The sequence below is a fragment of the Paenibacillus sp. JT22N12 genome, assembly GCF_056269365.1.
The window spans coordinates 124533-144316 of sequence record NZ_JBWDNU010000003.1 but is presented as its reverse complement, the minus strand read 5'-3'; the positions used below and the strand labels follow the sequence as shown (position 1 = coordinate 144316).

Annotated in this window: 16 protein-coding genes; 15 read left to right on the top strand and 1 reads right to left on the bottom strand. The window is 53.6% G+C overall.

Annotated features, from left to right (window positions below):
- Positions 1-12 precede the first annotated feature (12 nt).
- The 9 genes from AC0YOA_RS12055 (at position 13) to AC0YOA_RS12015 (ending at position 12193) form a co-directional block, all read left to right on the top strand.
- Entirely contained in the window at positions 13-1446 is a 1434-nt protein-coding gene (locus tag AC0YOA_RS12055) for an MDR family MFS transporter (RefSeq protein WP_475786767.1), read from the top strand.
- A gap of 21 nt (positions 1447-1467) precedes the next feature.
- Positions 1468-3294 (top strand): IucA/IucC family protein, encoded by a 1827-nt coding sequence (locus AC0YOA_RS12050; protein WP_475786766.1) that lies wholly within the window; start codon positions 1468-1470, stop codon positions 3292-3294.
- The gene (locus AC0YOA_RS12045; protein WP_475786765.1) at positions 3291-5162 is read left to right on the top strand and encodes an IucA/IucC family protein; all 1872 of its coding nucleotides are present in this window, start codon (positions 3291-3293) and stop codon (positions 5160-5162) included. The genes AC0YOA_RS12050 and AC0YOA_RS12045 overlap by 4 nt, the downstream gene beginning before the upstream one ends.
- Positions 5156-5956, top strand: a complete 801-nt coding sequence (locus AC0YOA_RS12040; RefSeq protein WP_475786764.1) for an HpcH/HpaI aldolase family protein — start codon at positions 5156-5158, stop codon at positions 5954-5956. The genes AC0YOA_RS12045 and AC0YOA_RS12040 overlap by 7 nt, the downstream gene beginning before the upstream one ends.
- Positions 5953-7191 carry a type III PLP-dependent enzyme gene (locus tag AC0YOA_RS12035; protein ID WP_475786763.1) on the top strand — a complete coding sequence of 413 codons (1239 nt, stop codon included), beginning with the start codon at positions 5953-5955 and terminating at the stop codon, positions 7189-7191. The genes AC0YOA_RS12040 and AC0YOA_RS12035 overlap by 4 nt, the downstream gene beginning before the upstream one ends.
- On the top strand, positions 7188-9164 hold the full coding sequence (locus AC0YOA_RS12030; protein ID WP_475786762.1) for an IucA/IucC family protein: 1977 nt from the start codon (positions 7188-7190) through the stop codon (positions 9162-9164). Before AC0YOA_RS12035 ends, AC0YOA_RS12030 begins: the two co-directional genes overlap by 4 nt.
- Positions 9165-9206: 42 nt before the next feature.
- Positions 9207-10838 carry an AraC family transcriptional regulator gene (locus tag AC0YOA_RS12025; RefSeq protein ID WP_475786761.1) on the top strand — a complete coding sequence of 544 codons (1632 nt, stop codon included), beginning with the start codon at positions 9207-9209 and terminating at the stop codon, positions 10836-10838.
- A 57-nt stretch (positions 10839-10895) separates the two neighbouring features.
- Positions 10896-11525: an RraA family protein gene (locus AC0YOA_RS12020; protein ID WP_475786760.1), complete on the top strand. Its 630-nt coding sequence runs from the start codon at positions 10896-10898 to the stop codon at positions 11523-11525.
- Positions 11526-11785: 260 nt separating this feature from the next.
- Complete coding sequence (locus tag AC0YOA_RS12015; RefSeq protein ID WP_475786759.1) at positions 11786-12193, top strand: hypothetical protein; 408 nt, start codon at positions 11786-11788, stop codon at positions 12191-12193.
- A 213-nt stretch (positions 12194-12406) separates the two neighbouring features.
- Here the strand turns inward: AC0YOA_RS12015 and AC0YOA_RS12010 are convergent, their stop codons facing one another.
- Positions 12407-13024 carry an NAD(P)H-dependent oxidoreductase gene (locus tag AC0YOA_RS12010; RefSeq protein ID WP_475786758.1) on the bottom strand — a complete coding sequence of 206 codons (618 nt, stop codon included), beginning with the start codon at positions 13022-13024 and terminating at the stop codon, positions 12407-12409.
- A 166-nt stretch (positions 13025-13190) separates the two neighbouring features.
- Between AC0YOA_RS12010 and AC0YOA_RS12005 the strand changes: the two genes are divergently transcribed.
- From AC0YOA_RS12005 to AC0YOA_RS11980, 6 genes are all read left to right on the top strand, one after another.
- A complete protein-coding gene (locus AC0YOA_RS12005) occupies positions 13191-13868 on the top strand; it encodes a MarR family transcriptional regulator (RefSeq protein WP_475786757.1) in 678 nt (225 codons plus the stop codon).
- 83 nt (positions 13869-13951) lie between these two features.
- Positions 13952-14647, top strand: coding sequence for a response regulator transcription factor (locus AC0YOA_RS12000; RefSeq protein WP_210045816.1), 696 nt, complete (start codon positions 13952-13954; stop codon positions 14645-14647).
- A gap of 107 nt (positions 14648-14754) precedes the next feature.
- Positions 14755-15675 (top strand): ATP-binding cassette domain-containing protein, encoded by a 921-nt coding sequence (locus tag AC0YOA_RS11995; RefSeq protein WP_475786756.1) that lies wholly within the window; start codon positions 14755-14757, stop codon positions 15673-15675.
- Positions 15672-16430 (top strand): ABC transporter permease, encoded by a 759-nt coding sequence (locus tag AC0YOA_RS11990; protein ID WP_475786755.1) that lies wholly within the window; start codon positions 15672-15674, stop codon positions 16428-16430. The genes AC0YOA_RS11995 and AC0YOA_RS11990 overlap by 4 nt, the downstream gene beginning before the upstream one ends.
- A 15-nt stretch (positions 16431-16445) precedes the next feature.
- Positions 16446-17354, top strand: a complete 909-nt coding sequence (locus AC0YOA_RS11985; protein WP_475786754.1) for a sensor histidine kinase — start codon at positions 16446-16448, stop codon at positions 17352-17354.
- 595 nt (positions 17355-17949) lie between these two features.
- Positions 17950-19710, top strand: a complete 1761-nt coding sequence (locus AC0YOA_RS11980; protein WP_475786753.1) for a peptide-binding protein — start codon at positions 17950-17952, stop codon at positions 19708-19710.
- Positions 19711-19784 lie beyond the last annotated feature (74 nt).

Here is a 19784-nt window from a genome sequence, read left to right as displayed (position 1 = left end):
GGAGCGGATAGAATGGGAATCAGCCTGAAATCTGAGCAGGGGAAGGTTCTGCTCGCTGTTCTGCTTGGAACCTTCACGGTTATTCTGAACAACAGCTCTCTGAATCCGGCGATACCCGAATTTATGGAGGTTTTCCATATTAACGCCGTATCAGCCAGCTGGATTATTACGATCTTCCTCCTCGCCATGGGCATCACGATGCCGCTCACGGGCTATCTGGGAGACCGGTTCGGCAAAAAAAGAATCTATCTGCTGGGGCTGGGTTTATTCGTGGCCGGCTCGCTGCTGGGGGCATTATCCTGGGGACTTCTTCCCGTCATTATATCCCGGGGGATGCAGGGGATAGCGGGTGGGCTGATGATCCCCTTGTCGCTCGCGATGATTTTCGAGGCTTCCCCCAAAGAGGAACGGGGCAGGGTGACGGGTGTCTGGGGCATCGCCGTCATGGTCGCTCCGGTGATTGGACCGACAGTCGGCGGAATAGCGCTTGGATTTAGCAGCTGGCAGTGGCTTTTTCTGATGAATGTGCCGACGGGCCTGCTTGGCCTGCTGCTGGGAATGCGTTATTTGAAGCAAAAGCCGCCTGACCCGTCGCGCACGTTCGACCGGCTTGGCTTTGCCGCCGTCACTCTGGGCGTAGGCGCCATCCTGCTGGCGCTTGGGAGGATTTCCGATCTGGCGGATTTGACGGCTCCCTTCCAGCTGACACTGCTGGCTGCCGGAGTGTGCCTGCTGATCCTGTTTGCCCGCATCGAGCTCAGCCAGCAGCAGCCGCTCTTGAATATACGGATATTCAAGGTGCCGATGTACAGCCTCAGCGTGATTGTGGCCAGCGTCCAGGCGCTCGCCATGTTCGCAGGCATTTTCCTGATTCCTCTGCTTGTGCAAAATGTGTACGGGTATGACTCCATTATGACCGGTCTTGTTTTTCTGCCGTCGGCGATTACGACCGGCCTGTTCGTCAACGTCGGAGGCAAACGGCTCGACCTCAAGGGGCCCAGAGGCATTGCGCTCGCTGGCCTCGCGACAACATGCGCCGCGACGGCGATGCTCGGGATGCTGAAGCTGAGTTCACCGATTTGGGTGGTGTTTGTGCTCATGCTGCTGCGGGGCGTGGGGCTGGGCTTGTCCAATATGCCAATCACGACGGCAGGCCTGAGCGCGATTCCGGATCATCTGGTATCGCAGGGCTCTGCGATCAATAATGTGTCGAGAAGAATGGTGTCTTCACTCGGGATCGTGCTGGTGTCAATCTATTACGAGGTGCGCAAGGCGCAGCTGCTGACCAGCGGCTATTCACCCGTGGAAGGCACGCTGCAGGCGATTAACGAGGGATTTATTGCGCTCAGCATTCTTGTTTTTCTGACCCTGCCGGCCGCCTTCTACATGAGAAAGCCTGCCGCTGCAAAGGAGAAGCACTCTGCCGTATCCACAACGAAAACCTGACAGGAAGGGAGAGCACCAATAATGCCGCAATACTCAACACTTGCCTCAGCTGCCGCGCCCGGTACCGCATCCGCCTCATCGGTCAGCGAGGAGCTGGCGGAACGGACGGCGGTACGCGTGCTGCTGAACAGCTATTTGAGGGAGACCGGCGCCTATGATCCGCGGATAGCGGAACCGGTGCCGGAACAGCAGGGCAGCAGACAGGCCGTCGAAGAAATGATCATACGACTTCCCGTATTGGGGAAGGGAATCAGGGGCTATTTGACGTACTTCTCCGTCATGGGGCAGCATGTCTACGGCTCGTCTTTCTATGAGGTGCACGGGGATCGTACATCCAGAAACCTCGATGCCAAAAGCCTGATCGCCTTATTGCTGGACGAAATGAGCCGTGATGCCTCAGGGCCGGAGCGCGAACAGATGAAGGCGCGGATTGATAACAGCATTCACAAAATGACAATCTATATCGAATATGCGATGAAGCATACGCCAGCCGAGCAGACAGCGGCAGCAAAATGGGATTTCATCCGCTCCGAGCAGTCGCTGCTTCTGGGCCATCCCTTCCATCCTTTCCCGAAAAGCTCGGAAGGCTTCGGAGATGATGAGCTTCTGTATTTCAGCCCTGAGATGGGCGCTTCCTTCCAGCTGAACTATATAGCACTGCGTTGCGATTATGTTCAGGAGCAGCGGCTTGCCGGAGAAGAGGAGATGGTGGACCCGGCGGTGATTCTTCATACCAGGCAGTGGCTCGGCGCGGAATGGGACAGGTACAGGCTGCTGCCCATGCATCCCTGGCAGGCCAAATATTTGCTCCGGCAGCCGTTTGCGGAGCAATTGATGCAGCGGGGAGATTTGATTGATTTTGGCGTGCTGGGCCCTGCCGTATATCCGACTTCATCGGTAAGAACAGTATGGGATAAGAACAGCGGCAGAGGCTTCAAGCTGCCTCTACATGTCCGGATTACCAATCTGGTCCGGGACAATACACGGGAGCAGTGCATGCGGACGATGGACGCCGCGCGGGTGATTCGTTCTATCCGCCGGAGGATAGAGTCGGACGGCTTCAAGGTGCTGACGGAAACTGGGTACAGCAGCGTGCTGCTCGATGAGTCCCTGTTCGAACAATCGGAGCAGGGAGCCGCGGTGCGCGCGCAAGCGGAAGCGGGCTTCAACGTCCTCTACCGCCCGATGGAGCTTCGGCAGTCGCATACCTATGTTATGGCTGCGCTGCTTGAGACCTGTCCCGGCGAAGCCGAGCCCATGCTGATCGCCGCCATCCGGCAGACCGGGCATGGACAGCTGCCTGATCTGGGATTATGGCTGGAAGCCTGCTTGCGGATATCGATGCTGCCGCTGCTCCGGCTGCTTGCGGATCAGGGCATCAGCTTTGAGGCGCATTTGCAAAATTCGCTGCTTGCGATAGTGGACGGGATGCCGGCCTGCTATTACGTGCGGGATCTCGAAGGCGTGAGCATTCACCGCGCCAAGGCAGCGGAGGCAGGGTGGATCGGGACCCTTATCCCGGAGGATAGTCCTGTGCTGTATGAACAGTCCGAGGCCTGGATGAGAACCAAATATTATTATTTCGTGAATCATCTTGGCTCGCTTATTCATACCCTTGCCGCTTACGGGCAGGTTGATGAACGGCGTTATTGGGGAATTGTGCAGGAGCTGCTGCAGCAGGAGAAGCAGACGGCAAGCCGGGAACTGCTTTACTATCTGAACGATCTGCTGCTCAGTCCCCATCTGCCGGCCAAAGCTAATTTTACGAGCTGTTTAAAGTCCAGGGGAGAACGCCCCCTGTTTGTCCCAATACCAAATCCAATGAATATAAGCGGGGTGCAGGCATGATATCAACCGAAACGATAGATAAATTGCGTGATGCGGCGGGGGAATACCTGGTTCGGGCATTGGGCTCCGGGCACCTGCTTCATGTCGAGCAGCGGATTATCCGCCAATTGATACAGGCTCTGATCTATGAAGAGATTGTGATCTATGAGGAAATTGCGGCCTGCGACAGCAGCGGCCTGCCCGCAGAAGGCAGCCGGAGCGTGTTCAAGCTTCCGGGCAGAACAGAGGAAGGCGAGGCTGTGGCGTATGAAGCGCAAGGCCGGCGCATGGCCAGCTTCGGGCGGGTCCGGCTGGAGAGCGTTCCGGTGAGACGGTTGCCGGGGGAAGGCGCAGCCATGAATGCGCAGCTCGGTCTGTTCGTTACCGAGGTGCTTGCGCAGGTTCAGCAGGGAGAGCGGCTGGAGCGTTTCATGGAGGAGCTTGCGCAGACGCTGCTGAAGGATGTGCAGGCCCAAGCTTTTGAACCGGTCATGCAGCTTGGCGGGGAGCAGCGAAGCTACGACGAGCTGGAGGGAAACATCAAGGACGGCCATCCCTATCATCCCTGCTATAAATCCAGAATCGGGTTTACGCTAGGCGATAATGCCGCTTATGGACCTGAATTCAAGAGGCTGCACAGGCCCGTCTGGATTGCCGTCGACCGTAGGAGCAGCCGCATGGCCCATTCGGAGGGCATCGGCTACGGGGAATATATCGGGCAGGAAATGGGCCGCGAGCAATATGCCCTTTTTAGCTCCATAATTGCCGGTCAAGGAAGACAGGCGGAGGATTATTACTTCATGCCCGTCCACCCCTGGCAGTGGGCGAATATCATTATTCCGCAGTTTCACAGGGCGCTGGCCGGGCAGGAGATCATCATGCTGGGGGAAAGCAGTGACCTCTACCGCCCGCAGCAGTCGATCCGGACGCTCGCCAACTTTACATCCAGGAGCAGGGCCTATCTCAAGCTGTCGCTGAGTATTACCAACACATCCACCAGCCGCATCATGGCAGGCCACACAGTGCTGAATGGGCCGCTTATTACCGATTGGCTGCATGGCCTGATTCAGAACGACGCTTATGCCAAACAGCTGAATTTCGTTATTTTGCGGGAAGTGCTGGGCGTAACCTACGATTATGGGCAGCTGCCCGGGCATAACAGGAACAAGGCTTACGGCACGCTTGGCGCAGTATGGAGAGAAAGCCTCCATCATTATCTGCAAAAGGATGAGGATGGCGTTCCTTTCAACGGGCTGTGCCATGTGGAGCCGTCCGGCGTACCGTTGATCGATCCCTGGATCCGGGCCTACGGCGTGGAGAACTGGACGGAGCAGATGCTCCGGGCTGCCGTTTCAACGATTATTCATATGCTCTATGCACACGGAATCGGCATGGAATCGCATGGACAGAATATCATTCTTCTCCATAAGCAGGGACTGCCGCAGCGGGTGGCGCTGAAGGATTTTCACGATGGCGTCCGCTTCTCGGTCTCGCATCTGACTGAGCCGGAGCGTTGTCCCGATCTGAACCCGGAGCCGGCAAGCCATGCATTGGTCAATCCCAATTCCTTCATTAAGACCACCAGCCCTGCGGATGTCAGGGATTTCTCCTACGATGCTTTCTTCTTCATCTGCTTGTCGGAGCTTGCGATGTTTCTGGAGGAGCACTATCAGCTGGGAGAGGACCGCTTCTGGGCAGCAACGGCAAAAATCATTGTCGACTACCAGCAAAAGCATCCGCAGCATAAGGAGAGATACCGCTTGTTTGACCTATTCGAAGAAACGGTGCAGATCGAAGAGCTGACCAAAAGACGGCTGTTCGGCGATGGGGAATCCCGGTTCAGAGCGGGCCGCAACCCGCTTTACCCGTTCAGGCCGTCCTCATGCTGAAGTCCAACCGCTTAAAGGCCAAATTGCGCGCGGGTGAACAGGCATTCGGCTTGTTCGCTTCCATTCCGGCTCCGGTTGCAGTGGAAATGATCGGCTATGCCGGATTTGATTTTGTCATTATCGATATGGAGCATGTCATGGTCAATCCGGAGACGCTGGAAAATATGATACGGGCTGCGGAATCGGCCGGAATTACCGCATTGGTGCGAGTTCCCGAGGTACACCCGAAGCTGATTCTGCAGGTGCTGGACAGCGGAGCGCAGGGGATTGTCGTGCCGCATATGGAGAGCGCCGAACAGGCGGAGCGGCTCGTTCGGGCCGCCAAATTCTACCCCGAAGGCAGCCGCAGCATGAACAGCGGCAGACCCGGCGTGTTCGGCAAGGTTGATCTCGTCGATTATATGCGCCGCGCGAACGGAGAGATTATGCTTGTTCCCATGATTGAAAGCCGTGAGGGCGTTGAGCGCGCAGCCGAAATACTGGCTGTTCCCGGCATCGATATGGTGCTGGAGGGTGCGGCCGATCTGTCGCAATCCCTCGGCGTTCCCTGGCAGACCGGCGCCCGGGAAGTGAGAGAAGGGCTGAACGGGATTCTGCGTGCTGCCCGGGATCAGGGCGTTGCCTACTGCGCCATTCCCCGGGCTGACGGGGATTACGAGTATTGGCGGGATAGAGGAGCATCGGCGTTTGTATTGGGGGATGAGCGGGGCATTGCTTTCCGGGCGCTGCAGGCGCGGCTGAACGGGGTCAAATCCAGTGATAAAGACCCGATTGGACAGGGGGAGAAATCATGAGCAATGCGGTATTGGACAGCGGGGTGGAAGCTGGCCTCAGAGAGCTGATTCATGGGGGGAGCGGCCCTGTATGCTCCTTTATCTACGATTTGAACGCGCTGCGCAGGCATGTGCAGGGAATGGTCCGGGATATTCCGCAGCAGGAGGCCAGCTTGTTTTATGCCATTAAAGCCAATCCCGACCGCCGGATTCTGGAATGCCTGGCACCTGTGGTGAACGGCTTCGAGGCGGCCTCGATCGGCGAGGTCCGCATGATCCGCGAGGTTTCCGCGGATATTCCGGTGCTGTTTGGCGGACCGGGGAAGAAGGATGCGGAGCTTGAGGAGGCAATGGAGCGCGGCGTGATGCTGATCCATGCGGAAAGCCTGCATGAGCTGCGCCGGATTGCCTGGATTGCGGAGCGGAGGGGGCAGACGGTGTCGGTGCTGCTGCGGATCAATCTGCATGAGGAGGTTCCGCTGGCGACCGTGACGATGGCCGGCCGCGCCACGCAGTTCGGCATGGACGAAGCGCAGGTGCCAGAAGCGATTGCGCTGCTGAGGACGCTGCCGCATGTGAAGCTGGAAGGCTTCCATATGCATTCGATATCCAATAACCTGGATGCGGTGCTGCATGCAAGGCTCGTTGCCACCTATTTGCAGCGGGTCAAGGGCTGGATCGAGCAGTTTGGGCTGTCAATCAAGTATGTCAATGCTGGCGGCGGCTTCGGGGTTTCCTATACCGAGCCCTTCCGCCATTTTGCATGGGAGACGTTCATGAGCGAGCTTCGGGTGGTGCTGGACGCACACCGCATTCCGGGCGTCCAGCTGCTGTTCGAGCCCGGCCGTTATATGGTTGCGGAATGCGGTTATTATGCGGCCGAGGTTATTGATTTGAAAACCAGCCACGGCAAGCATTATGGCATAATCCGGGGCGGTACGCATCATTTCCGGCTGCCGGCGTCATGGAAGCATAATCATCCCTTTAAAGTAGTTCCGGTGGAGCGCTGGGATTATCCTTTTGCAAGGCCTGAGCTGGTGCGTAGCAAGGTAACGATTGCCGGGGAGCTGTGTACGCCCAAGGATATACTTGCCGGGGATGTTCCGGTGGAGCGATTGCGGATCGGGGATGTCCTGCTCTTCACGATTGCCGGAGCGTATGGCTGGACGATCTCGCATCGTGATTTTCTCAGCCATCCCCATCCCGGGAGGCTGTATCTCGACAATGAATATGAAGGGGGAAAGTTAAGCGAATGAAATCGACAAGCACAGAGGAGAAGGCATTGGATACAGACGTCAAGGAGGCAAATGACGCCGAGGAGCAGGTAATGACCGATCTGATCAACAGTCTGCTGGCGGAAGGCTTCTGGGATCAAGCGGACGCGGAGGCGCTCTCCCGCAGGCAGTGGGAGGCGGTCGCCGGTAATGCCACCGGGATGCCGGCGGCAGCAGCGCAGGCGGGACCGGATGATCCGCTGATGTACCGGTGGTGGACGGGCAGAGAAAGGGGAGAATATGTCTGCTTTCCGATCCGGGCCGCAGTCTTTCAGCCCTACCGTTATGTCAAGGCGGGCGGCGTGTACCGAATTGGGACGGATGCGGATGGTTCCGGAGCAGCCATAGAGCGCCTGAAGCCCGTTCGGCTGATGGAGCTGGTCATAAGGCTGTGTCTGGAGAAGGACAAGAGGGAGCAGGCAGGCGTGGGCCGTTTTCTGCAGCTGCTTGAGGAAACCGTCCGCCAGCTCTCATGGTCTCTGGGCAGCAGCATTCCGGGGCAGGATCTGCTGAGCCTGCCCCCGGCGGCTTTCTTCCAGCAGCTGGAGCGGTATGCTTCGCTGCGGGACAGGCCGTTCCATCCCGTGGCCAAAGCCAAGACGGGCCTTGCGCAGGAGGATTACCGCCGGTATATCGCGGAATTCGGCGGGGATATCCCCATGCGCTGGATCGCCGTACGGCGGGAGTGCATCGTGGCCGGTTCGGGTGCCGCGGCCGGTGATCCTGCGGCCACTCCCGCAGAGCTGCTGCTCTCAGAGGCGGAACGCGGACTTGTGTACCGGGAAATGGCCCAAAGGGGGCTGCCGCCGGAAAGCTTTATCGCCCTTCCCGTTCATCCCTGGCAAATGAACATCCTTCCGCAGCAGCTTTCGCCGGCATTCGAATCGGGCAGCTGTATCCCGCTGGATGCGGAAGCGGGCATATTCCAGGCGACCTCATCTGTCAGGTCGCTGGCGCCGAAGGACGGAGGCCGTCACTATGTGAAACTCCCGCTCAGCGTGTTTTCATTGGGCGCTTCCCGCTATCTTCCGGCCGTCAAGCTGATGAACGGAGAGCGGGGACAGGCGCTGCTGTCGCAGGCGAAGGAGCGCGACGATGTGCTGGGGAAACGGCTGTTCCTGTGCGAGGAGACCAAGTGGTGGGGGTATATGCCCCAAGGCGGAAGTCTGTTCGACGATCCCCCGCGGCATCTGGGGGCCATGATCCGGACCTATCCGCCGGAGCTTGCCGCCGATTCCGGAGTGCGTCTGGTGCCGATGTCCGCGCTGGCGGCACGGGTGACTGGCCCTGACCGGCATTTCTTTGATGTCTGGATGAAGGTCCGCGGCCTGGAGGCCAATGAGGCTTCCGTCAGGAAGCTGTTCGGGGAAGTATGCGATGCCTTCTTCGATATCAATTTGCGCTTGTACCGGATCGGCCTGCTTCCGGAGATCCATGGGCAGAACAGTGTCCTGGTCTGGAAGGACGGGAGAATCGAAGGGATGCTGCTCCGCGATCACGACTCCGTCCGTCTTCATCTGCCGTGGCTTGCGGCGCAGGGTATTGGCGATCCGGAATACCGGATCAGACCGGGCTACTCCAACAGCCTGTATAACGAAACGCCGGAGAAGCTGCTGTTTTACATGCAGACATTGGGCATCCAGGTCAATTTGTATTCCATTATCGATATGCTGACCGCCATCTATTCCGTGGAAGAAAGAGCGTTGTGGCTTACTCTGCAGGTGAGTCTGAAAGCAGCCATGCGGTCTCTCCCGTTCCAGGTGGAGGTCCGCTCACAAATGGAAGAGATTTTATTTGCCCGCCACGATTGGCCGCTCAAGCTTATTGTGAAGCCGCTGCTGGAACAGGAAGGCGTTCCCGGCAGCATGCCTTCGGGGAAAGGAATTGTGCAAAATCCTTTTCATCATCTGGATAAATCGGTACCTCTTCTATATAATGAGAATAATTCTCGTTAAATTGAGAATTATTCTCATTTAGTGGAGTGTGGGGCTTAAATCATGAAAAAGGATCACGACCGTTTCGAATTGTTCGCCTCCTATTTATACAAGCTGGAAGAGATAGAGCATGTCAGTGCGGGGCAATCTTTTTTTCAGCGTGAAGCCTCCATGCATACCCTGCTGCTGTTCAAGGAAGCAGCAGGGGAGATTATCGTCGACGGTCAAATCTGCGCTTTGCACCGGCAGAAGGTATTTCTTGCGGCTCCCGGCGCGAGCCTGAAGCTGGTCGTCGACCCGGGGCGGAGCACGGATTATTATCAAATACGGTTTCGCGCGGTGCAGGCTGCGGAGAATCGTTTCGTGCCTGTGGCGCTGGACGGTCCGATTGAGCTGGCTATTGCTATTTTTGATTTTCTGTCCGATAAGGCCGGGGAGATAGAGCGCAAGCTGCGCAGCAAGGATTCCTGGGACCGGATGAAGGCCAATATTCTCTTCCAGGAAATGATCTGCGTCTTGTTCAAGGATACGCTCCGCGAGCAAAGTCCTAGCCCGAACCAGACATTGGACCTGACGCTCGATTATATGGAACAGCATTACCATGAGGGAATTACCCGCAATAAACTCGCGGTTATGGCCGGGATGAGCGCGGATTATTATTCGCGCGCGTTCAAGAAGAAGGTCGGCAAAAGTCCGATGGAATATCTCACGGACATCCGTATCAATCAGGCGAAGCAGTCGCTGGTGCTTTCCCGCGATTCCTTCCGGACGATTGCCCACAGCGTCGGGTTCAGTGATGAATTTTATTTCAGCCGCAAATTCAAAGCGGCGACGGGACGCTCGCCCTCCGCGTATGTGAACAAGATCAGATATTCGGAGAAAATAGCCTCGCTGAAGCATTTATTGACAGGCCACCTCGTGGCGCTCGGCATTGAGCCCTACGCCGCTGTGATTAATAATGGATATCCCGTGACGACCCAGTTCCGCAATACGATCGCTATTGGCGGCTATAAGCCCGACCTGGAGAAGCTGATGACAGCCCAGCCGGATTTGATCGTTACCTGCGAATTTCGGGACTTTGAGAAATCGCAAAAGGAGAAAATGTTTGACCAGATCGCTCCGACTATCACCCTGCCGTTCTTCCAGGACTGGCGGATCCATTTTCAATCAGTCGCAAGAATTGTGGGCAAGGAGAAGGAAGCGGGGGAGTGGCTGGAGCGCTACGATTACAAGGCCGAGAGAACCCGCAAGCAGGTGCGCCGCAAAGTCGGCGACGAAACGATGCTGATCGTCGGTATCGGGGAGGATTCCCTCTGCATTTACGGCCAGCGCAATCTGGGCACGGTGCTGTATGGGGATTTGCAGTTGAATATGCCCAAGGGCGTAGCCGAGATCAGGCACTACAGGGAAATAACTCCGGAGGAGCTTGCGGGATATGACGCGGATCGGATTCTGTTGACCAGCCATAAGCATGACGGCACCCGGAAAATGGATGAGGCGATCCGCCGGCAGGCAGAGACGCTGTTTGCCAGCAGGCGCTGGAAGGAGCTCAAAGCTGTGCGCGGCGGGAATGTTTATGATATTTACAACACCAGGCATCTCTACACCTGCTATACGTCGCTGTCCCATGATTTGCTGCTGGATAAGACCAGTCAGCTGATCGGTTCGGATTCGTCCAGTCTGGTGAGATTATGACGGCGAACACGGTGAGGGAGTTTTACAAGATGGATTGTAAAGAAAGGATGTGTATTCATGTTCCGTATCGAACCGAGGGTCCAGGGCGTAACCCCGGAGCTGTTGGAAATGTATGAGGCGGTCAGTCCATCCACCATCGGACACTTTACCGATTTTGGTTTCATCCATGGACTGCAGCCCTTGTTTCGGCCGATTCAGCTTCTGGGCAATGCGGTCACGGTGCGTATTCCGCATTTGGATTCCACCGCGATTCGACACGCGCTGGAGCTTGCCCGGCCTGGCGACGTTCTGGTCGTCGACATGTCCGGCGATGACGACCGGGCGTGCTGGGGGGAATTCAGAACCTATGCGGCCATGGCCAAGCAAATTGCCGGCGTGGTCGTATCCGGCTGCGTCACTGATGTGCGCGCCATTACGAAGCTCGGCTTCCCCGTCTATTCCAGGGGCATCAGCGCCAAGACGACGCGCGCAATGGAGCTTGAAGGCGAGGTCAACACAACGGTCAGCGTAGCCGGCGTAAGTGTGCAGCCCGGAGATTTGGTCGTCGGCGACGATGACGGCCTGTTCGTCGTGAATCCCCGCGACGCCGGCGAAATCGGCCTCAAGGCGATCGAGAAGCAGCGCCGGGAGGAAGTCAAAAGGCGGGAGTACGGTTTTGTAAGTGATACCGGCCCGGCTGGTATATAACTGTGGTGCCATGCTGCCGGATTTTCACCGGCATCTGACGATAAAGGATATTGGAGGGCAGGCCGTTTCCCCAGGGAAACGCCTGCCCTTTATTTCAATCGATGCCAATAAGGTCTATGAAAGCCCGGTTTGCCGCCAAAGGCTTGTGAAAGTTGTTTTTCTTATCGGAAATAATGACATATTCGTGTTACACTAATGGTATTGAATTCCAGTGCTGCAGCATATGTGTTACCAAGGCACCTTACGAAAGGATGATCTTTGTGTGGCTGCTTCCTGTTGCCTCTTTACTTCTCGTCCTGGCCTCCATGTTTATTTCCGTCCGGAGCAAAGAGGAGAGAGATCCTGTTTCCCCGAATTTTCTCATTTCGGTAAATGGGGTCTTTCTTTTTTTCCTCCTCGTTTTTCTGGTTTACTATGTTCAGGATGAGAGAATCATTACGGCCATTCCTGCAGTCTTTTATTGGTTTCTGATTGTGCTCGGCGCCGTCGTCGGACTGTTCTCGTCAGTGAGGAAATACATTCCCGGTTATATGACCTCTGCCGCTTTACTGTTGTTTACAGGATTTATTGCGATCTTTTCCGTGGGTATCCTGTTGATTGCCATGGCGTTAAGCGAATTGCTTATTGTCGCTTGTCTGCAATTTATGAAATTGAGAAGATCAGCCTGACTTCTGCTTCACAGCTGCCCTCCGGTCTATACGGAGGGTAGTTTTTTTGCTTTTGCAAAATACTTTATCGTGTTAATGCTTGCTTGCATGAAGTTTTCTTTAAGATAGGGTAACAGGAGGAAGCAGCCGGAACCCGGGAAACTGCTATGGTGAAAAAATCTTCTTCCTCTGTCAAGAGACGGGGCCACGACAGGCATCTCCTGTTAAAATGAATTACAATTGAGCGAACCGCTGCTCTGTTTTTATCAGATACTGCCGCCTCGTCTCCGGACTGCGGTTGTTCATGCCTGTGTAGTTGTACCAGCGAAGCTTGCGGATACCTATTTTGCGGAAAGTACCCCGGAATAGAATCTTGGTAACGGGATTTCCGAATAACCACCGGTAGATAAAGTCGGGAGTGCTCATTACGGTCAAGAGGGAAACTCCTTTAACATTGGGAAGCAGGCTGTGGAATGGTCTTCCCGGTTTGGTTTCCTTATAGATCGTGCCCTCTACGAATACCTTATCGAGGAATCCTTTGGTAAGAGCCGGCATCGTCTCCCACCAGACGGGAAAAATGAAAACAATATGATCCGCGGCAATAAGACGCCGCTGGTAATCGGCAGCGAGGGGGTCACTGGTCTTCTTTTGCCGCCAGGAGGCAAGCTCTTCGGCAGACATGACGGGATTAAATCCGTCTGTAGCCAAATCGATAAGATCAATCTTGTGGCCCTTGGCGGCAAGACCCCGCATAACGGCGGCCAAGAGAGCCGCGGAATAGCTTCTGTGATGGGGAATATTCTCGGATGCGGACGCTCCGTAAGGATGATCGAAGATAATGACGACATTCATATACAAATCTCCTCTTTGAATTATTGTTTCCAGAATATAAAATTGTATCACGGAAACAATAATACGTTTATATTTCCTTTCTGTCAATATTGTTTCCGGGAAACTTTATTTATTCCTGGCTGTTTGTTAAACTGGGCATAAGAAAAGCTTGCGAGGAGATCCTTCCATGATTCATTCTGCCGGTCATCTGCCTGATAAGGACATTCTAATAAAGAAATTGATCGAGACAATTCCCAAATTACATAAGCGGTTTCAATCGGAGGATGACGAAGAAAAGGAGTGGTTGCTCCGGAACTGCGGCAATCCCGCGATCATTGATTTCCTTCAGGAGTCCACGGTCATGATGCTTCACGTAATCGATGCCATTGGACATCTTGAGCCGGTGAATGGAGCTTCCATCTCCAGACAATTTGGAATCCCCAAAGGCAGCGTGTCCAAGATCACCAGAAAATTAGTGCAGCAGCAAATTATCCGCACGGAATATCTTCTGGATAATAAGAAAGAAGTGCTCTTCCACACGACTCCCTTGGGCAAAGAAATATTTCAACTGCATCAAGCTCTGCATAAGCAGATGAATATAGGGATAACCCGTTTTCTCCAGAAATATGACGAGGCTGAATTGATATTTCTTATCCGTGGCTTCGAGGATACCCTGCAAGCATCGTGGGTAAATTCGGAACCCGGGGAATCAGAGCTTGAGAAAACACGCTCAATGACCCGGCATGAGTCAGAGGAAGACGAGGAAATGAACGCGATCGTAAACATGCTTAAACAACTGGATACGCGCAGCCTGAAAAAAGCAAAAACGATTCTCAATGATGTATTTTTCACCTCCTTTGATTAGTAAAGGGATCAAGTGAAAACTTGCTTCCCTGCGCTTGAAGGACGTCTCCAACAATCTCTCCCTCTGAAGGTGAACTGATTCCTATGGACAAAATGATACAAATCCTGGTGGTGGAGGATGATAACGACATCAACCAGCTGCTGTGCAATATTATAAGAAAAAGCGGTTATCTGCCCCAGCCGGCCTACTCCGGAACCGAAGCTCTGCTCTATCTGGACAAGCAGGCATGGCATATGGTGCTGCTTGATCTGATGCTCCCCGGCATGAGCGGCGAGGAGCTGCTGGCCCGGATTCATGAGCTTGGCCCTGTGCCGGTAATCGTGATTTCGGCCAAGGAGGAGCAGCGGACGAAGGTTGCCATGCTGCGGACCGGCGCGGACGATTATATTACGAAGCCCTTCGACATCGAGGAGGTATCGGCCCGGATTGACTCCCATCTGCGCAGATACAGGCGCGATTCAACGTCGGATGCACGAAGCCGTCAACTGGCCTATAAATCGATTATTCTTGATCCGGAAGCAAAATCGGTCACTTTAGGCGCAGAGCTGCTGTCATTGACGGCAAGGGAATATGAGATACTGGCCCTCCTCATGTCCTCGCCCAAGAAGGTATTTACCAAGGCGAACGTGTATGAAAGCGTATGGGGAGAAGAGTTTTTCGGAGATGATAATACGATTAACGTCCATATGAGCAATCTGCGGAGCAAGCTGGCCAAAGCAAGTCCGAACGAAGAATTTATCGAGACGGTATGGGGAATGGGATACCGGCTTAAGCCCTGAGTGGTTCATCCATTAAGCAGCTTAAGACTTTCTTAAGGATTGTCTTTAGCTCCTCTTATGTTTTCGTTTCTATACTTGAGCTATCACATAAGAGGAGGCCAGGAGGAATGAGTCAGTATCTGCTGCAAACCCATAATTTGACCAAGAGCTTCAAGGGCAGCAATGCCTTGGACAAAGTGAACCTGTCGATCAGGAAAGGGTCCATATACGGTTTTATCGGCCAGAACGGAGCTGGCAAATCGACGCTGATCCGCATCGTGGCAGGGCTTGCTTTCCCCACTGAAGGCACGCTCGAGCTGTTCGGGGAAACCGGCGGAAGCGGGCTTGTGGCCGCGCGCAAGCGGATCGGGTCGATCATTGAAAGTCCGGCGTTGTTCCCCCAAATGACAGCGCATGAGAATGTCGAAGCGAACCGGCTGCTGCGGGGCATTCCGGGCAAAGAAAATGTCCGCAAAACGCTTGAAATTGTCGGGCTTGAGGGCACCGGCAGGAAAAAAGCGAAAAATTTCTCGCTGGGGATGAAGCAGCGGCTGGGTCTTGCGATAGCGCTTCTGGGCGACCCGGAGTTCCTTATTCTTGACGAGCCGACCAATGGTCTGGACCCTATGGGCGTGGTTGAAATGAGGGAGCTGCTCAAACGGTTGAACAGTGAAAGAGGCATCACGATTCTGATTTCCAGTCATATTCTCAGCGAGCTGTATCTGCTGGCCAGCCATTATGGGATTATTCATCACGGGCAGCTGCTGGAACAGCTGACGGCGAAGGAATTGAACGAGAAATGCCAACAGTATGTGCACATTAAGGTGAATGATCCGGCCAAGGCGGCCTCGGTTATTCAGAACAAGCTTGCAACGACGGATTTTGAAGTGATGCCTGGCGGTGTTATCCGGTTGTACGCGCTTCTCGAACATCCCGGGAAAATCTCGACCGCACTTGCGGCTTCGGGTCTGGAAATAGAAGAGTTCATGCCGATGGGCGAGGATCTGGAGAGCTTCTTCACGAAGCGGATCGGGGGTGCGCGGACATGAGCAACCTGATTATGGCGGAATTGTTCAAGCTGCGCAAAGACCGTGCCTTCCGGATGCTGGTTTACCTGCTGCTCTTCATCGCGGCAGCTTACCCGATTATTATCTACATCGATAATCAATCAGACGGGGGAGTCGTTCACGGAGCGGATTTCTTTCTGGAGAGCATGGCTGGAAATACCTATATCATCAAATTCGGAACGGCCATTCTGGCTGGATTCTTCATCTCCAGCGAATACTCGACCGGGGTCATGAAAACCATCGCATCGTCGGGCAGCAGCCGGATCCGGATTTTTATAGCCAAGCTGTTTGGCTTCACGGTCGGGACTCTGGTCATCTCCATCATTTTCCCGGTTGTCAGCACATTGATCACCACTGTGTTGTCCGGCTTCGGCGAGCTGCCAGCGGAAGCTGCCGCCGGTTATATCCCGGGCACCATAGGATTGATGCTTCTTTATGCGGCTGCTTTTGGCGCTATAGCCGCATTGTTCGCGACGATCTTCACGGACAGCGGCAAGACGATCGGTTTCCTGATATTTTTATTTCTGATGATCGATTCCATTCTCCCCGGTTTGGGCCAATATGTTCATTTCCTGGGCACCATCTATGACTATTCGGTGTTCAAGCTGCTGCTCGAAATCACAAAATTTCATTTCGGGAGCGGTGAGCTGCTGGAGATCCTGCTGGTCCCAGTCCTGACGATTGCGGCGTTCGGGGCGCTTGGCGTTCTGGTTTACCGGAGAAAAGAAATCAAATAGCAGGCGGAAAGGCGGATGAAGGGCATGCTCTATATCACGATCATCTCGGTTATAGCGGCGGCTGCCTGTTTAGTCCGCCTTTGGTTTGTGAAACGGGAAATGAAAAGGATGACAAGCAAGCTCAAAGCATACAATGATGGGCGGACAGGAAAAAAACTGGATTTGACGTTCTTCGATCGGCATATTGAATCCCTCGCGGCGGAGATTAACCGGCAGTCGGATCTAGTCGTGGAGGCGGAAGCGCAGCGAAGGCGTACCGAAAATGAGCTGAGGCAGGCGGTGGCCAATATTTCACATGATATCCGGACACCGCTTACGTCGATTTTCGGTTATATTCAGCTGTTGGAGTCGGATGAAATAACCGGAGAGGAAAAGCAGGAATATGTCGGCATCGTCAAAAACAGAACGAAGCGGCTGCAGGTGCTGCTGAATGATTTTTTTGAGCTGTCGGTTATTGAATCCCCGGATTACCCGATGAAGCATGAACGGCTGAGATTAAACATTCTGCTCCCGGATATCGTCACGGGCTTGTACGACCAGTTCAATGAATATCATATAACGCCGGATCTTCAGCTGCCGGAGTCCGATATCATCCTGTATGCGGACGAATCGGCAGTCAGGAGAGTTGCCGAGAACCTGCTCCTTAATACCATTAAACATACGAGCGGTCAGGTCAGGATTATTCTCGAGATGCGCCAGGGTACGGCCGTATTGACCATTGCTAATGAGGCCAGACATCTGACCGGCAGCGATCTGAATGTTTTATTCGACCGGTTCTACACAGCGGATCAGACAAGATCGGGCAAGGGAACAGGCCTTGGCTTATCCATTGCACGAAGTCTGATGGAGAAGATGAATGGAAGCCTGAACGCCGAGCTGCAGGGCGGTCATTTGCTGATGATCTGCAAGTGGAAGCTGCCATAAATGAACGGATAGGGCGAATGACTGAAGTCAAATCAGTTATTTTTAGATTATTTAGAAAATTAAATTATTTCTATGGTAAACGTTCGTTAAATTTGGTATATTTCAGGAAAGTAATCCATTTTACAAGAGGTAAGGGGAGAATTATCAGCTAACCTGGTAACAAAAATCTATAGGGATGAAAGGTGGCGGATAGTAAAATAGATAGCTCGGCAAGATTTTGTTGGAAGCATTGTCAACAAAATAGTAAGCGCTTACTTTAAAATCAAACGATTCAACCATAATGTTATTTAAAATAACATATCTTAATGTTTTATATACTAATCTTATGAGGGATGACAAGCAGTCTTAGAATTAGGACAAATTTGATTGCATAATATGGCGTATTTTTGAATGGAAATTTATGTACAGCATTTATTTTATGTGATACATTATGTATCGGGAGGTAAAGGTGATATTTAATGTTACATAAATGATAGGTTTATATGATTTTATGTTAGGTATATGTAGTTTTGTTTTTTGTTTATTAAGGAGCGGAATGGCTCCAATTAGCCTCGGTGAAAGCCGGGAGTTTATTTACTATGAGGAGGTTTAATTTATGAAGAAAGTTACCCCATGGATGTCCTGTTTGTCCATTATCGCGCTTATTGGTATTCTGCTGGCGGGATGCACCGATTCCAACAGCCCTGCAAACTCCGAAACAACAGAACCGTCCACCACAGCCCCTGCCACCAATGCTACTGACGAACCAGCCGCCCCGGCTGACAGTTCAGAAACCCCGGGTGCGCCTGTAGAAGGAGGAACGCTGACAATCAGCACGTTCTCCGATATTGTTTCCATAAACCCGCTGTACATTAATGATACGTCCTCCGGAGATATCGAAACCCTGATCTTTGCCAAGCTGTACGATCTGGACCGCAATGCCAATCTGGCGGTTGAGCCTTGGTCGATCGGTGCGGAGCTGCCGAAAATCAGCGAGGATGGAAAAACATATACAGTCAAATTGAAAACAACGGCCAAATGGAGCGACGGACAGCCGATTACCGCCGACGATATCGTATATACATACGATACGCTCCGCAATCCGGAAGCGGCATCACCGGGAATCAGCATGTACGATAAGATTGAATCCGTTACTAAAGTAGACGATCAGACGGTCGACATTAAATTGAAGCAGGTCTATGCTCCTTTTCAATTCTCGCTATTTATCTCCATTCTTCCCGCACACATACTCAAAGATGTCCCCCTCAAGGATCTCAAGACGAATCCTTACGGAGTGGATCCCGCCAAAACGGTCACCAGCGGCCCGTGGAAATGGACCGAGTGGAAACAAGGCCAGTATATTACCCTTGAAGCAAATCCGGATTACTGGGGAGAAAAGAAGCCGCATATAGCCAAGATCATTTACAAGATCTATGCGGATCAAAATACAGAGGTTCAAGCCCTGATCAAGGGCGATGTCCAAATGACGCAGGCCGTTCCGGTCACTCAAATCGATGCGGTCAAGGAGCATGACAACCTGAGCATCATCCTGGAGCCGGGTCCGACGTATGAGTACGTATCGTTTAACTTTAAAGACGAGAATTTCCCGGACAACTATTCCCCGTTCAAAGGGCAAAAGACCCGGCAGGCTATCGCCTACGCCATTAATCGTCAAGGTATGGTAGACAATGTACTGAAGGGATCCGGAGGACTGATGAACTCGCCGTTCCTGCCCGGGTCATGGGCAGATCCCGGCGATGAGGCGGTCAACTACACATATGATGCAGAGAAGGCGAAGAGTCTGCTGGCAGAGGATGGCTGGGCGGCCGGGAAAGACGGGATACTGGAAAAAGACGGGCACCGCTTCTCCTTCGAGCTGCAATATAATGCGGGTAACAGCCGTCGCGAGCAGGTGGCGGCAGTCATTCAGCAGAACCTGAAGGATGTCGGGATTGAAGTCAAGCCCAAAGGCATCGATTTTGCCACATGGATCGACCAGAATGTTACGCCAGGCAAGTTCCCGGCCGTTCTTCTGTCATGGTCGCTGTCCAACCCTGATCCGGATGCGGAGAGCATTTTCTCGTCCAAGTATTTTCCGCCTGCCGGACAAAACAGCGGGTGGTACAAAAATGAGAAGCTGGATGAGTTGTGGGTGAAAGGGCAGCTGACGGTCGACCAAGCCGAGCGGACAAGTATTTATCACGAAATCGGCAAAGAGATCTCCACCGACCTGCCTTATGTGTTTCTGTATCAATACGGCCTTCCTCAAGGCATTGATTCCACTACCGTTCATTGGGCTGAGGAGGATCGTCCTGAATCTTCCCTGGCATACGGGTACCTGTTCCACGCCATCAATTGGTGGTCAGACAAAAAGTAACCAAGCCAAGCAGCCAAAATGACAGGGGAAGGTAACATGATGCCTTCCCCTGTACAGGAATCGGGGGACGTCTC

Coding starts and splice junctions, on each gene's coding strand:
- AC0YOA_RS12020 (WP_475786760.1), top strand. CDS start 10,896: ATGTTCCGTATCGAACCGAGGGTCCAGGGCGTAACCCCGGAGCTGTTG.
- AC0YOA_RS12030 (WP_475786762.1), top strand. CDS start 7,188: ATGAAATCGACAAGCACAGAGGAGAAGGCATTGGATACAGACGTCAAG.
- AC0YOA_RS12050 (WP_475786766.1), top strand. CDS start 1,468: ATGCCGCAATACTCAACACTTGCCTCAGCTGCCGCGCCCGGTACCGCA.
- AC0YOA_RS12025 (WP_475786761.1), top strand. CDS start 9,207: ATGAAAAAGGATCACGACCGTTTCGAATTGTTCGCCTCCTATTTATAC.
- AC0YOA_RS12040 (WP_475786764.1), top strand. CDS start 5,156: ATGCTGAAGTCCAACCGCTTAAAGGCCAAATTGCGCGCGGGTGAACAG.
- AC0YOA_RS12000 (WP_210045816.1), top strand. CDS start 13,952: ATGGACAAAATGATACAAATCCTGGTGGTGGAGGATGATAACGACATC.
- AC0YOA_RS12055 (WP_475786767.1), top strand. CDS start 13: ATGGGAATCAGCCTGAAATCTGAGCAGGGGAAGGTTCTGCTCGCTGTT.
- AC0YOA_RS11995 (WP_475786756.1), top strand. CDS start 14,755: ATGAGTCAGTATCTGCTGCAAACCCATAATTTGACCAAGAGCTTCAAG.
- AC0YOA_RS12035 (WP_475786763.1), top strand. CDS start 5,953: ATGAGCAATGCGGTATTGGACAGCGGGGTGGAAGCTGGCCTCAGAGAG.
- AC0YOA_RS11985 (WP_475786754.1), top strand. CDS start 16,446: ATGAAGGGCATGCTCTATATCACGATCATCTCGGTTATAGCGGCGGCT.
- AC0YOA_RS12045 (WP_475786765.1), top strand. CDS start 3,291: ATGATATCAACCGAAACGATAGATAAATTGCGTGATGCGGCGGGGGAA.
- AC0YOA_RS12010 (WP_475786758.1), bottom strand. CDS start 13,024: ATGAATGTCGTCATTATCTTCGATCATCCTTACGGAGCGTCCGCATCC.
- AC0YOA_RS11980 (WP_475786753.1), top strand. CDS start 17,950: ATGAAGAAAGTTACCCCATGGATGTCCTGTTTGTCCATTATCGCGCTT.
- AC0YOA_RS12005 (WP_475786757.1), top strand. CDS start 13,191: ATGATTCATTCTGCCGGTCATCTGCCTGATAAGGACATTCTAATAAAG.
- AC0YOA_RS11990 (WP_475786755.1), top strand. CDS start 15,672: ATGAGCAACCTGATTATGGCGGAATTGTTCAAGCTGCGCAAAGACCGT.